The organism is Vreelandella sp. EE27, from assembly GCF_968206495.1.
In genome coordinates this window covers 374,921-387,129 of record NZ_OZ309109.1, presented here as the reverse complement: position 1 = coordinate 387,129, position 12,209 = coordinate 374,921, and the positions used below count along the sequence as shown (strand labels likewise).

At 45.9% G+C, this 12,209-nt stretch carries 14 protein-coding genes; 2 read left to right on the top strand and 12 right to left on the bottom strand.

Annotated elements, in window-relative coordinates:
• Nucleotides 1-3: 3 nt before the first annotated feature.
• Nucleotides 4-495 (bottom strand): DoxX family protein, encoded by a 492-nt coding sequence (locus ACWHVV_RS01900; RefSeq protein WP_447927824.1) that lies wholly within the window; start codon nt 493-495, stop codon nt 4-6.
• Nucleotides 496-677: 182 nt separating this feature from the next.
• Here ACWHVV_RS01900 and menA point away from each other — a divergent pair, with 182 nt between their 5' ends.
• Nucleotides 678-1,604, top strand: a complete 927-nt coding sequence (gene menA / locus ACWHVV_RS01895; protein ID WP_447927823.1) for a 1,4-dihydroxy-2-naphthoate octaprenyltransferase — start codon at nt 678-680, stop codon at nt 1,602-1,604.
• Between the two features lie 166 nt (nt 1,605-1,770).
• On the opposite strand, the gene ACWHVV_RS01890 is transcribed toward menA, so the two are convergent.
• The 7 genes from ACWHVV_RS01890 to ACWHVV_RS01860 all read right to left on the bottom strand — a co-directional run bounded on the left by ACWHVV_RS01890 (nt 1,771) and on the right by ACWHVV_RS01860 (nt 6,532).
• Nucleotides 1,771-2,247, bottom strand: a complete 477-nt coding sequence (locus ACWHVV_RS01890; protein ID WP_447927822.1) for a GNAT family N-acetyltransferase — start codon at nt 2,245-2,247, stop codon at nt 1,771-1,773.
• 151 nt (nt 2,248-2,398) lie between these two features.
• Nucleotides 2,399-2,893 (bottom strand): GNAT family N-acetyltransferase, encoded by a 495-nt coding sequence (locus ACWHVV_RS01885; protein ID WP_447927821.1) that lies wholly within the window; start codon nt 2,891-2,893, stop codon nt 2,399-2,401.
• A gap of 137 nt (nt 2,894-3,030) precedes the next feature.
• The gene (locus tag ACWHVV_RS01880) at nt 3,031-3,495 is read right to left on the bottom strand and encodes an ASCH domain-containing protein (protein WP_447927820.1); all 465 of its coding nucleotides are present in this window, start codon (nt 3,493-3,495) and stop codon (nt 3,031-3,033) included.
• Nucleotides 3,496-3,655: 160 nt separating this feature from the next.
• Nucleotides 3,656-4,030, bottom strand: coding sequence for a nuclear transport factor 2 family protein (locus ACWHVV_RS01875; protein ID WP_447894977.1), 375 nt, complete (start codon nt 4,028-4,030; stop codon nt 3,656-3,658).
• Between the two features lie 116 nt (nt 4,031-4,146).
• Nucleotides 4,147-5,289, bottom strand: coding sequence for a hypothetical protein (locus ACWHVV_RS01870; RefSeq protein ID WP_447927819.1), 1,143 nt, complete (start codon nt 5,287-5,289; stop codon nt 4,147-4,149).
• Nucleotides 5,290-5,696: 407 nt separating this feature from the next.
• On the bottom strand, nt 5,697-5,960 hold the full coding sequence (locus tag ACWHVV_RS01865) for an antibiotic biosynthesis monooxygenase family protein (RefSeq protein WP_447927818.1): 264 nt from the start codon (nt 5,958-5,960) through the stop codon (nt 5,697-5,699).
• Between the two features lie 140 nt (nt 5,961-6,100).
• Entirely contained in the window at nt 6,101-6,532 is a 432-nt protein-coding gene (locus ACWHVV_RS01860; protein WP_447927817.1) for a GNAT family N-acetyltransferase, read from the bottom strand.
• Nucleotides 6,533-7,717: 1,185 nt separating this feature from the next.
• On the opposite strand from ACWHVV_RS01860, the gene ACWHVV_RS01855 reads away from it, so the two are divergent.
• Nucleotides 7,718-8,182 (top strand): DUF1203 domain-containing protein, encoded by a 465-nt coding sequence (locus ACWHVV_RS01855; protein ID WP_447927816.1) that lies wholly within the window; start codon nt 7,718-7,720, stop codon nt 8,180-8,182.
• A 178-nt stretch (nt 8,183-8,360) separates the two neighbouring features.
• On the opposite strand, the gene ACWHVV_RS01850 is transcribed toward ACWHVV_RS01855, so the two are convergent.
• The 4 genes from ACWHVV_RS01850 to ACWHVV_RS01835 form a co-directional block, all read right to left on the bottom strand.
• Nucleotides 8,361-8,714 (bottom strand): GFA family protein, encoded by a 354-nt coding sequence (locus ACWHVV_RS01850; RefSeq protein WP_447929109.1) that lies wholly within the window; start codon nt 8,712-8,714, stop codon nt 8,361-8,363.
• Between the two features lie 338 nt (nt 8,715-9,052).
• Complete coding sequence (locus ACWHVV_RS01845) at nt 9,053-9,460, bottom strand: bleomycin resistance protein (protein WP_447927815.1); 408 nt, start codon at nt 9,458-9,460, stop codon at nt 9,053-9,055.
• Nucleotides 9,461-9,545: 85 nt separating this feature from the next.
• Nucleotides 9,546-9,947: a DUF6228 family protein gene (locus ACWHVV_RS01840; protein WP_447927814.1), complete on the bottom strand. Its 402-nt coding sequence runs from the start codon at nt 9,945-9,947 to the stop codon at nt 9,546-9,548.
• Nucleotides 9,948-11,073: 1,126 nt separating this feature from the next.
• Entirely contained in the window at nt 11,074-11,454 is a 381-nt protein-coding gene (locus ACWHVV_RS01835; RefSeq protein ID WP_447927813.1) for a hypothetical protein, read from the bottom strand.
• Nucleotides 11,455-12,209: the final 755 nt, after the last annotated feature.

Here is a 12,209-nt window from a genome sequence, read left to right as displayed (position 1 = left end):
GCCTCAAGAGCGGCGGGCACCCAGCCACCGGTGTTTGATATAGGGCAGCACCCAGCGGTCTCCGCCAAAGCGGCCTGCATTGGCGCCGGCAACCAGCAAGAAGAAGGTGAGCGCGATCATCCACGGGTTGGTCGAGACGGTACCCGCCATCAAGAAGGACATATTCATGACGATGGCGAAAAAAGCGGCAAACGACGTCAAAACGCCCGCGATCAGCCCAAGCCCGACCAGCATTTCGCCCATGGGAATGACCACATTGAACACGTCGGCGTAAGGCAGTGCGAAGTGTTCCAGAAAGGCCACGTAGTTGGGGTACACCATGCTACCCTCGCGCATGACCGGGTTGGCGACCGCATTACTCAAAAAGCCCTGAGCATCGAAGCCCCCGGTGATCTTGCCGATACCCAGCATGAGCCAGGTCACGCCCAGGTAAAGGCGCAACACCAACCAAACGAAGGCCGCATATTTGTTTTTCCTAAATAAGTCACCGATCATCTCGTAGACTCCTTTTCAAAAGGGAACACCCTTATTGTGGTTGAAAGTGGGCTGGCGCTTTATGACATATGTCTATGTTTCATCACTTAATTGGCCATTCACCTGCGTTTGTGCCTGAGTTGCTTGCAGGATGAGCCAACTCGCCATTTCTTAATCCATGTTATCAAAAGAGATAGTAATCGATGGTCCACTTCAAACGATACCCTGACTTCAAAACCTGGCTTTTGGCGGCCCGGCCACGCACCTTACCGCTGGCCTGCGCTTCTATCCTGCTGGGTAGCGGGCTGGCCGCCCAGCAGGGAAGTTTCGAGACGGGTATTTTCGTGCTGACCCTGTTGACGGCGATGTCGTTGCAGATACTTTCCAATTTGGCAAACGACTACGGCGACGCGGCCTCCGGCGCCGACGACGACGCGCGTATCGGCCCGGTTCGAGCGGTGTCGTCAGGCCTTATGACGGCGGCGGCAATGCGCCGGGGCATGGTGGTCACCGCCGGGGCGGCCGCGGTGTTGGGAAGCTGGCTATTACTGGCCGCGTTCGGCGGGCAGTGGGGGCATATTCTGGCGTTTTTGCTATTGGGGGCGGCGTCCCTGCTGGCGGCAATTACCTATACCGTGGGGCTCGGCGGCAAGCCTTACGGCTACCGGGGGCTGGGCGATATCGCCGTGTTCCTGTTCTTCGGGCTACTGGGGGTGCTGGGCACGTATTACCTTCATACGCAGCACATAAGCGGGCTTTCGATACTCCCCGCCGCGGCCTGTGGGCTGTTATGCACCGCCGTACTGAACGTGAACAACGTGCGCGATATCGAAAGCGACGCGCGTAATGGCAAATTGACCCTGGCGGTCAAGCTCGGCCGCGAAAGCGCCCTTCGTTATCACTGGGCACTGCTGGGCACGGCGCTACTCTTAACCATCGCCTACCTGCTACTCCTACCGGTGCCCTGGCTGGGCTGGAGCTGCCTGCTGATGGCAAAGCCCCTCTCTGATGCCGCCAGAACGCTTGGCCACACCCACGACGGTGAAACCCTGACCGGGATGTTGAAGAAGACGGCGCTTTCGACGCTGGTTTACAGCGTACTGCTGGCGGGTGGGTTGGCGTTTTTTTAGGGGATGTCGGCAAGTGTTGAGAGCCCGTTATAAACGACGGGCACTTAACTGCGGCTAACCATCTTGATGTGGGAGCGCCCGTATTTCTGGCTTCAGAAGGTGGCCCTGAAGCCTTGAAGTGGCGCTGTTCATGCTTCGATACGGCATCATTTTTATATCGCAGCTACTACTCACCAATGTTCTTGGACATATTGAAACCAGTAATCGCGAAGCCGACTTCCTGGTATAGCTTGAGCGCACGCTCATTTTGGTAAGCTACCCTTAGCTTTATTTGATTAATACCAGCTTCTTTTAGCTTTTTTTCGAAAGCGGCAATAGCCAAGGTGCCATAACCCAAACCCCGAAACTCATCCAATACGAAGAAGTCACAAATATATGTCGACTTATCTTCAGCATTGATCGAATGCCACAAATAACCTACATGCTTTAGCTGCCCATCAATGTCAGCATCAATGCACAACAGTGAATGCTCACTCCCCTGTAAACCATTGGGAAAGCAACGTTGGAGATCCTTCTTAGCCAGCTCAACTCCCCACTCTATGGAGTGCCCATAGTTTTGGGCTATTTCCCGGCTGTAGTCGTCAATAAAATACTGACAATAAGTGGGATATTCTTCTTTTCGCATTTCCCGAAGCACAACCATTTATATTCCTTTTTATACGATGAAACTCATTTGCAATATAACGCCGCGTCAAGGGGTGAGCAACGCCGACCACCACACCTAAACCATCGTCCCTTACCCTTAAACACGAAATTCAACTTAAACTAAAATAGTCGAGCGTTACGAACGCGTTTTAACTAGCTGTCTCGAAGTGGATAAAAAACATTAGAAGATCGACATCTTTAGCTTTTGACAAGCTGTAACCTTCACCCACGACATTGGAAACGGCAGATTCCCAGAAGCTCAGAGCGCCGGCGTTCTCCAGAAGAATACGAACTTGCCACTTACCAGGAAACGTCTTAACCACCTGCGAAAAAATATTTTTACCTATTCCTTGACCTTTAAACTTACGAAGCACGAAAAACTGGGCGACATCGTATATTGATAAATAGCCAGGATAACGACGAATCAACACAAAACCAGCCAGTTCGGAATTCACGTAAATGAAGTAAGGGACACAATCTTCCTGCTCCCAGTACACGTCAAACTTTGAAACGTCGTAACTAAATTTACCCTCATGGTCAGGATTCCATTTCATATACTCGGTCATATCGTATATGTAATAGGAGAACAGGTTTTCAAGTACCTTGCGCTCTTGTTCTTTAATTTTGATCAGCTGAACTTCCATTTTTCTCCTACCAGTTAACGTCCGGTTAAGGGGCTAACAACGCAAAACCACTGAACCTAGAATAAAAACCGTAAGTACACATGCTGATTAAAAAAACCGCCACACGTTGGCAGTCTCTCTTGAACCGTTTTTTTATTTTATTTATAGACGACCTTGAAGCGTTCTAAAACCAACAGCATATCCTCTGTTGGCTCAATACCCAATTCGTTGCACTCTAAGCTAAAAAATTCCCAATGGGCTTCTCGCCACCACTTTAATGACTTATCGCCCTCACCTTCTTCTGCTGCAAACGCCGCGGTCACATCGCTGTATTTACACTTACTAACGGAGGTGAGTTCGATGATACAGACAGGTGCCCCCTCCCAATCCGTCACTACTTGGAGATGACCAACTTCTGGCATGGGTTCACCCTCGTGACTATACCAATACTCCAGGCTACACGAGGCACGTTTTTCTCCACGCAGTATTAAGTCGGCACATACATTAGCGTTGTACTCATCTGCGCAGAAATAATCAGCACTGAAAGACGTATATTTTTCCGCGGTTTCGCTAGGCAATGAGCTTAGATATTTGTTTAAACAAGCCTGACTTCTTTCTTCCATAATCTCGAATCCCAATTAAAAATATAACGCTAATCTAAGTGGCTAAAAATGCCACACTAGCCCTAAAATTACCACCGTAAACATATAAATCCAATTTAAAATAAAAACGCCACGCGTTTGCAGTCCGCCTTAAGCACCATGTTATGTGCGCAGCCAACTCTTACACCATTTTTACCCATTTGGAACGCCATTCTTGCGCTTCCATTGGGTCAGGCCAGAATTCTTTTTGTTTACGGATAAGCCCATTTTCTACAGTATGGAACGTAATAGCACGCGCCTTTTTAATGCTATCAGTTATAAAAACATCAGTGACTACGGTTTCGCCATCACAGACGATTGAATGAACGATGAATTCCCAAGTACTATTTGCTGGATAGTAGGAGTTGATTGCTGTGAAATTTTCTCGCCCAACAATAAGCTCACCAGATTGAGGCCAAAAAACTTCAAAATCCAGACTAAGCCACTCACTAGCTTTCGCGAAATCATTAGTTTTCATTGCATCCCAAAATGCTAAGACAACTTCCTTTGAATCCATGATTTCCCTCCAAGCACATAACGACCTGCATCACCAGTGGCGCCAACGAGCATACCGCGTCAGCACCGCCAACGTTCCCGCCACCTGGTGAATGCTTTTGTTAACATGTCTTTCCATTAGTAATTATCATATTCAAAATCATCAATATGGAACCGTAGGCTATGCAAGTAATCAATGAAAATACTTCTTCCAATTTTTTTATCTGCATTAGGATTTAAGTAAGCATAACCTTCGACATTTTGTGCTATTGGAGTATCAGCGGTAATGGATTGGTCTTCAAGAAATAGAATTCCTGATAATTTTTTTGTAACTTCGAATACAGAATCTTCCCCAGTATATTTTTTAAATATATCTTTTGCTTTAGTAGGCTTTGCCGCATATTCGCAAAAAAAACGCCTTGAAAAAGACCTGTAAAAAATTTCGTTCGCGTTTCCTAAGCTTGGAATCTTCTCACTAAACCAGGGGAAAATAACAAATACGATGAAGCTTGGATTTACTTTAGAAAATTTTTTGGCATGTTTAAAAAGTAAGTTGTGATGATTTTTTGCGTGAAGGTAAGGATTATAGGTGCTTGCTGTCATCAACACTCCCGAACCCCACATAATTGCATATCTGAGATGAGGAATAACTCGACTTCTTATCGAACGAGGTTCTTGGCTTCCGGTTAAGAACGATAATAGCTCATCCAGAAGTTGCTTTCTGTTCTTTTGAAACATTTCATAATCAATATCAAGTGGATATTCTGGAGAAATAGAGAAATTTGAACGTCCTGCCTTTTGCTGAACATCCTTGAATATGCCCGATAGAATTATTCCTGTTTTGTCTGATAATATTTTAACATCGAAATAGATATTGAAATCTTTATATGCTCCATCGAAATTAGCATTATAATACCCGAGATTTTCAGCGACTGTTTTCGTTGCAGGTACCGTTACTTCAAGGTTTATTGGCTCACTCAACCAGTCGGTATTAGAATTAAGGTAATCATAGGCAACAATTTCAGCATAGGCACCTTCCCAATTTTTATCATCTGCGACCTGATTAATTGTGTTTAGCAAATCCTGAAATTTTACATGACCTGAGTAAATAGTATTTAACCGTTCTAATCTCTTTTTATAGGACGTAGTAAACGCAGCAAATTGTGTGCGATTTAACGCACCTATTACGTTATTTGTAGTCCCTTTGTTTACGTTAATGTTGCACGTGTTACTGCCAAATATCTTTTCGACTATATCTTTATAATTCTCAGAATCATTCACGGAAAACCCTTTCTTTGAGATGCTAACAGTGATTATATGCCCATCCACATAACATCAATAAACGTGCCGGCGTGTTTATTGATGTTATGCAGCCCAAGCGCAGCCAGTAACTTACTGATCTATATAACGCCGACCCTTTGTCAGGCAGTCTGTCCATTATTCGCGTGCCTGCTTGATTTGCCCGATTCAATCATATCCTATCCACAAGTTTAACTTCGGTCACGCGTAAATTCGATGACAGTCGTCAGCCATAGGTCGCAAACCTTCATTCACCAATTTTTCAAGCAGGCCCAACACAACACTGCCGCTCGTAAGCGGCAGTGTTGAATGATTGGTTGGAAAGCGAAGCGTTAAAGCACCACTTCATCCCCTTCGAACTTCGGCGGCCCAAGGTAGATGACTTCCGGCTACTGTGCATTAGCATGCGCATTACGAAACGCCTCGGACTGCGTCCAAGCGCGGAAGGCGTGCTCAGACTCCCAGACGCTGTGGGAGATGAAGACGGTGTGGTCGTCCTGCTTGTCGCCCTGGAGCATCTTGAACTTCTTGAAGCCGGGCACTTCATCGAGGTGGGAGTCGCAGTTGCGCCACACCTCCAGAAAATCCTCTTCCCGGCCGGGGGCAATCCGAAAACGGTTCATGGCGATGCTTCTATAGGGGCTGGTTACCATAACGCTCCCTGTAGCAGAATGACGTGCTGGCTATGCGCCGCGATCAGCACCTGGCTTGGCAGCACCGGCAGCGCTTCGGGTTAACGAATCCAGCGATACATTAGGTTTGATGGCTCCAGATAGCCGATGCAAGCAACAAGCTAAACGGTCCATTTGTACCTTCTTCTTAAACGGCCGCCACTTTTATACGCTGGGTCGGTTTTTGGAACGACTAGCGTCTCTAAATATTCTGCGCCAAGGAGCTCGATGACCCGGATAGACGCCTTATTATCATCTTCCACAGTCAAAATTAATTCGCCATGCATATCGACTGCCTGCTGCTTTAGTGCCATGCATGCGAAATAAGAATAACGGTTTCCTCTAAATTTTTCATGGACGCCATAGCCGATATGTCCAGCGTATTTCAAAATATGTTCTGTATTTCCGTCTTTCAAAGAAATATGACCAACTTGTTGTGAGCCTGCATGAATGCAGTAGCGATAGAAGGGCACCAGTTGGCCAACCTCTTGGGGCAAAATTTTCTTGTCGAACCGAAGAACTATGGGGCCATATTCTATCACTTCGTCCCGCAACGTTTTTCTCCTTTAATACTTAACGTTTGAATTTACGCCTAACATGATCTTTTAGTTGCCATCCCGCATATCCAACACCATGAATCTAGAATCTGAACTGCAGCTAGCACCATCGCTCCCACACCAGATACCCCAAATCGTGCTACCGATATTAATGAAGTAAATGACCAAGCTTCGATCAAGTGATCCAGTTACAGCTAACCGGTATGCCTTTTCTACAGGCTCTGGGTCTAGCCCTGATTGCAGCTCAGCTATAGCTGCCTGCGTCTCAGGATTGTTAGTGGGCATCTCTAAAAATTCAATCTTTGTAAAGTGAGACGCTCCGCCAATCGGTTCCGGCTGAGTCTGTACCATCTGGGATGGAATGAAAACCGGCGAGTACGCAGCAGGCTCTGACCAAATCCAACCCTCGTGATTAGAGATGATATGTCCGTATGGAGTACAGACGATTGCTCCCCATTCCGACAATGGCTCAGGTAGCTCTATAACGGCGGTGTCAGGTGTGCCAGCACAGTCACCCTGTAGTGTAGCGGCTTCTGCATTGAATGAAAAAAATTAACGCTATTGTGACGAGCAATGACTTGTAATTCATTATTGTCCCTAAATTGGGCAGTTAACGCCGCGAACAGCGTAATTCAAAGTGGCTTGGAGCGAAGCGGAAAGCCACTTTGAATTATTCGGCTGATTCGCTTTATCGACTGCCACAGCTAAACGTATCATCTTTTCCTGCTGGCAAGAGTTGATGAGCGCTTTCGAAGCACCGGCCTCCGGTCCATCGAACATCAACCTGGTCATCTGCCATCTCGAAAGGGGGCTCTACAATTTGTCCTACACCAACGCCACGCCCCCATGCGTCGAACCCATTAGGCTGCCACGTTTTTGGGTTCTTCTTGACGTATTCACCGACTCTGAATCCCATACAGGGGCCCTACGCTAGATTAAAGTTAATGACCAAGACCAGTGGCGCGTACGAGGAGCCAAGGAAAAAGGCTTGCGTCTAATCCGAGCCCGCTGAAGCACCTTGTTAGGCACGTCCTTCATCCCCGTTCAACCATTATGCCGAATCCTAAAGATCCATCGCAGCGATAGATTGAATACCGCAAGAAACGGGTCGGCTTGGAAGAAAATCTTGTCAACAATGGAGGCCCTACCCCTAACGAAAGTTCATTGATCGAGGTATGCCTAATGGTTCGTTTTGTAGCTCTTGATACTGCCTCCGTACGGAAGCTCCAGAATGGAGGGCTTGATGCCAACGGGCATCCGTGTGAGCAGGCGACTTCCACTGGTGCCGGAACCCCGTGTCGTCACTGCCTTCGACACATCGAGGAGGGTGACAAATATCTAATTCTGTCGTTTCGCCCATTTTCTACCCTCCAGCCCTATTCCGAGCAGGGCCCCATATTTCTGCACGCGAAGGAATGCGAGAGACATGAAAGCGGTAGAGATCTCCCCCCCATTCTCGATAGCGCTCAATACATTGTCCGGGGCTACGATTCCTCCGACAGAATAAGATTTGGAACGGGAAAGGTTACCCAGAGAACTCTGATTGCGGACTACGCAGAAGCGCTTTTCGCGGACCCAAGCGTTGCTTACCTTCACGTGCGATCCGCCGCAAACAACTGCTACCAGTGTCGAATCGACAAGGAATGAACCGATTCACTAAGCACTCTATCTCATTAGTATTTGTAGTTTTCGGTTACGGCACATAACACTAAGCTAAGTGACTAACAAACATGGCACTCAACTCAATTAGCCCCAGCCAACACCACACTTAATGGAACGAAAATGCCGAACGTTTGTTGGTCATCTTGAGCGCTTTATTATAAAACTACCTGTCGGCTGGATGATTAACACCATCATTAGTAACAACATCACCTAAATCGAACGGATTTACGCCCTGTAAACAACCCACATTAAAACCGTACTCATCAGGAGCTGAACGTCTTTGGTGATGAGTATAAATCCCACAATTTGAACAAAAATAGTGTTTAGCCGTATTTGTATTGAATTGATAGAGCTTTAGAAAATCTTGCCCTTTTAACAAACGAATACCGTCAAGCTTTACAGAAGCAACAATAGCCCCCTTTCGGCGAAAAATAGAACAATCACAACGCCTGGGCTTTTCAATACCGTTTGGTAAATGCAATTCAAGCTCAACAGAGCCACAGTGGCATGTTGCAATATGTTTCGTATTAATCTTAGTATCACCAACTTTCTTGATTATACTTACTTCCTTTTATTGCTAGCTTTCTAACGCTACATTAAGTGGTTAAAAACACCAAACCTAAACCAAGATCGCCAAGCGATGCAGCTCCGACTGAAACACTTTTCTATGTACGTAACCTATTGTTATAAAACATCTATCCATTTGGAGCGCCTTTAAATGGCTCAAGAAATCATGCCGAATCGCAGAACGTCATGACAAACTGGACAGTAGTTTCAGAAAGTGACATTTTTGGCATGCATGAGCCATTGTCCACAAGCTGTTTTTTTGTATAAACACCGGCAGTTGAATTCAATTCAAAATTCATCCTGGCAGAACCTGAATAAATAACCATCTGGTACTTGGACAATGAACTGTTTTTGAGTAACTGACTTATCTTTAACCTGATAGCATTTCGACTCTATAGGAAGATAAATGGAGCTCGGTGATTCAATCAAAACACTTGAGTAAAGCTTATCAATATCTGACACATCCCACTGAAAATTAATACCACGGCCAAAAGGAGCATTAAGCTCACCTGTTAGCCATTTGCGACTATTTCCTTTTAACCCCTCAAGCATTAAATCCACACCTTCACGCGTAAGATATACAAAATGCTCATCGGGCCTTTCATACTTTATTATAAACTCCAATACTTGGGTGAAATAAGAAACACTCTCGTCAATATCGGTACAGTAAAGCTCTGGAACCATCTTCAAACTCATAAACTATCCTATTTGTATAAAGCCGGACTATTGGGTGATTCGGGAGCAGCAAAGCGAAGGATAACCGCCCGGCAAAAGCGCCTTGTTAACGGTTTTCGAGAGGAAATAATGTCTCCATTTTCTTGCTGATCTCTTCAAGTTGTCCAGCTTCCAAGTGCAGGGTAGCCCCCAATCTGAACGCACCCGCCATCTCGACCATTTCAATAATGATCGAGATGTGGCCCAGTGATGTAGCCGTTGCCTTGAGCGTGAACTCTCCATCCAGGGCACCCCATGCCTTCTCTCCTTTCCAGCCTTGCCAGTGGTCAGCCATATCCCGAAACAGAAGACTTGGCGGCCCGACAAAATAAGTTGTTGTAGTGACTTTACCAACAAAGGGTGCACCTGTAACAGAAGCGACAAAGTTTGAGCCTTCCTCATTTCCACCAACGATACTCAAGGCGAGGGTTGTCGAGCTATCACATGACTTTATCTCTATATTTTTCATAAACCTTTAACGCCAATTAATTCCCAAGCCGCCTACCCATTATTCGCGGCCCGCTTGACTTGCCCGATTCAATCATACCCTATCCACAAATTTACCTTTGGTCACGCGTAAAATCGATGACGGCCGTCAGCCATAGGTCGTAGACCTACGCTCACCAATTTTTCAGGCAGGGACAACACAACACTGCCGCTCGTAAGCGGCAACATTAAATGAGTGGCTCGAATGGATAAGTTCTCATTGCTCCTTGAGGCCAATTAATTTTCTAAGCCTTCGCTGCCTTGACGCCAAAATTTAATGCCAAAATCGAAGTACAACCTAATCCAACGGCCATTGATTTTTAAATACACCACATTAGCGGGTTCTTCGAGAACTTCGTCATACCATAATTTCTGCACAATCATCTCTTAAAGCGATTGTTTTTCTATCTGCGGCCTCTGGCTATTTACTTCGAGTTCTTCCATATCTCAAAAATTTTAACACCCGCAGCAACGACGGCCTAAAGTGGCGCGGCTTTTGGAGCAAAAGGCGTGACGCTTTTGACTGTCCGATTGCCTGCACTTTTAAGTGTTTTTATAGCCATGGTTTCAATTGCTCTCGTATAAAATAATCAAAGTTCTTTGCGCATTGACCAACGATTTTTTGTGAATAGACGTTGAACCAAACTACTGGATACTCTCCCTCACTGTATTGAGATAGATCCAAGCAGGCTAACTCATGTGCGTCATGGTCATACTCTAGGCACAAATACCCTTCAGGTAATAAGTGCTCTTCCCTGAGCAGCAATGTATTAGCCATGAAGCCATTTTCAGGGTCGAGGTAATTTTCATCAATCCCCGTGTAGTAATGATTTGGGTATTCGAGAGAACCTACCTGTATTAAGAAGGCCTTAGCTTTATATCGTAGACGTCCTCAATCGCCCAAATCTTTTCGTATTCCTGCGGCCCAGAAAAAGACCAGCCCGAATCTTTCTCTTTTATAGCCTGAACTAGCGCTAGGTAACTTTTTCTCATAGACACTTAACATCCGGCTCCCCAGCGCCCAAGCTGGAGAGTTTTTTGTGGTAAAGTGTAGCGTAGCGAAACCCACAAAAATCGCGTAGCTCTAGTCGCATGCGTGGAGTCGTTTGTTATAAGTTTAGCCACGACTCACCTTCTATTACACCTGATGCATCTACAGGTTCTTCGTCTTGCCACAATAGAGATTTTTGAAAATCATCAATTGAATCCCATCTATTGTGGACAATTCGATCATCACCGACTTCTACTATTTCCATAGGTACTGAATTTAACTTTATGCAAAACAAGTTATGCCAGTCCCCATAAAATGGAATTAGACAATTCGTCACACCCCATTCCTCTCGCATTTCTAATGCAGATTCAATTTCTTCGATGCTCCAGAATAAAAAGGCCAAAGGCGCAATACCAGACGTTGTTCTAATCGAATTAAATGTTTTATTTTGACTTTCAGTTTTATTTATGAAAGCAACCAGTTCTTCGGGTATGTGCATAATTCAAACCTTATAACGCAAGCGTAACGGGTTGATTTAGAGCGCTAGCGGAAAACCTATCCCGTTAACACACCGGTTAGGCTTCTTCATAGATCCACCCGCAAGCACTCGAATTCGACATGGCCAGCGCATGGGACCTCTCCAAAATCCAGTACAAAGCCCAAAACTTCAATAAGTCCCGAAGACTGCTCAGCAACATAGCCGACTCCTCTATATGAGAATGGCCCCGTGCGCTCAATCCTTTCCGCTGCGCGTTCTTTCTTTATTTCGTTCGACCAATCATCTAGATACGCAGCCTTGGCGTCTCCGTCTATGACACTCAGCTGATTTGGAACCTCATCTCCAGGCTTCACATCGCATGGATAGCTGAAGACAACCAGCTCTTCGGATTTGCTCTGCAGCAAACTGATGCTGACTCATCTCCTAATGAGAATGGCTCAACATGTGAGACTAGCAGGGATTTCATATACGCCTAACAGTGATTATATGCCCATCCACATAACACCAATAAACGCGCCGGCGCGTTTATTGGTGTTATGCAGCCCGCACACGGTCCGTAACTTACTGATCTATCTAGAAACGCTATCTTGTAGGCTGTCTATCCCTTCTTCGTGTGCCCGCTCGTTTTGCTCGGTTAAATCATACCCTATCCACAAACTTATCTTCGGTCACGCGTAAATTCGTTGACGGTCGTCAGCCATAGGTCGTAGACCTACGCTCACCAATTTTTCAGGCAGGGACAACACAACACTGCC

Coding starts and splice junctions, on each gene's coding strand:
- ACWHVV_RS01900 (WP_447927824.1), bottom strand. CDS start 495: ATGATCGGTGACTTATTTAGGAAAAACAAATATGCGGCCTTCGTTTGG.
- menA (WP_447927823.1), top strand. CDS start 678: ATGGTCCACTTCAAACGATACCCTGACTTCAAAACCTGGCTTTTGGCG.
- ACWHVV_RS01890 (WP_447927822.1), bottom strand. CDS start 2,247: ATGGTTGTGCTTCGGGAAATGCGAAAAGAAGAATATCCCACTTATTGT.
- ACWHVV_RS01885 (WP_447927821.1), bottom strand. CDS start 2,893: ATGGAAGTTCAGCTGATCAAAATTAAAGAACAAGAGCGCAAGGTACTT.
- ACWHVV_RS01880 (WP_447927820.1), bottom strand. CDS start 3,495: ATGGAAGAAAGAAGTCAGGCTTGTTTAAACAAATATCTAAGCTCATTG.
- ACWHVV_RS01875 (WP_447894977.1), bottom strand. CDS start 4,030: ATGGATTCAAAGGAAGTTGTCTTAGCATTTTGGGATGCAATGAAAACT.
- ACWHVV_RS01865 (WP_447927818.1), bottom strand. CDS start 5,960: ATGGTAACCAGCCCCTATAGAAGCATCGCCATGAACCGTTTTCGGATT.
- ACWHVV_RS01855 (WP_447927816.1), top strand. CDS start 7,718: ATGGTTCGTTTTGTAGCTCTTGATACTGCCTCCGTACGGAAGCTCCAG.
- ACWHVV_RS01845 (WP_447927815.1), bottom strand. CDS start 9,460: ATGAGTTTGAAGATGGTTCCAGAGCTTTACTGTACCGATATTGACGAG.
- ACWHVV_RS01840 (WP_447927814.1), bottom strand. CDS start 9,947: ATGAAAAATATAGAGATAAAGTCATGTGATAGCTCGACAACCCTCGCC.
- ACWHVV_RS01835 (WP_447927813.1), bottom strand. CDS start 11,454: ATGCACATACCCGAAGAACTGGTTGCTTTCATAAATAAAACTGAAAGT.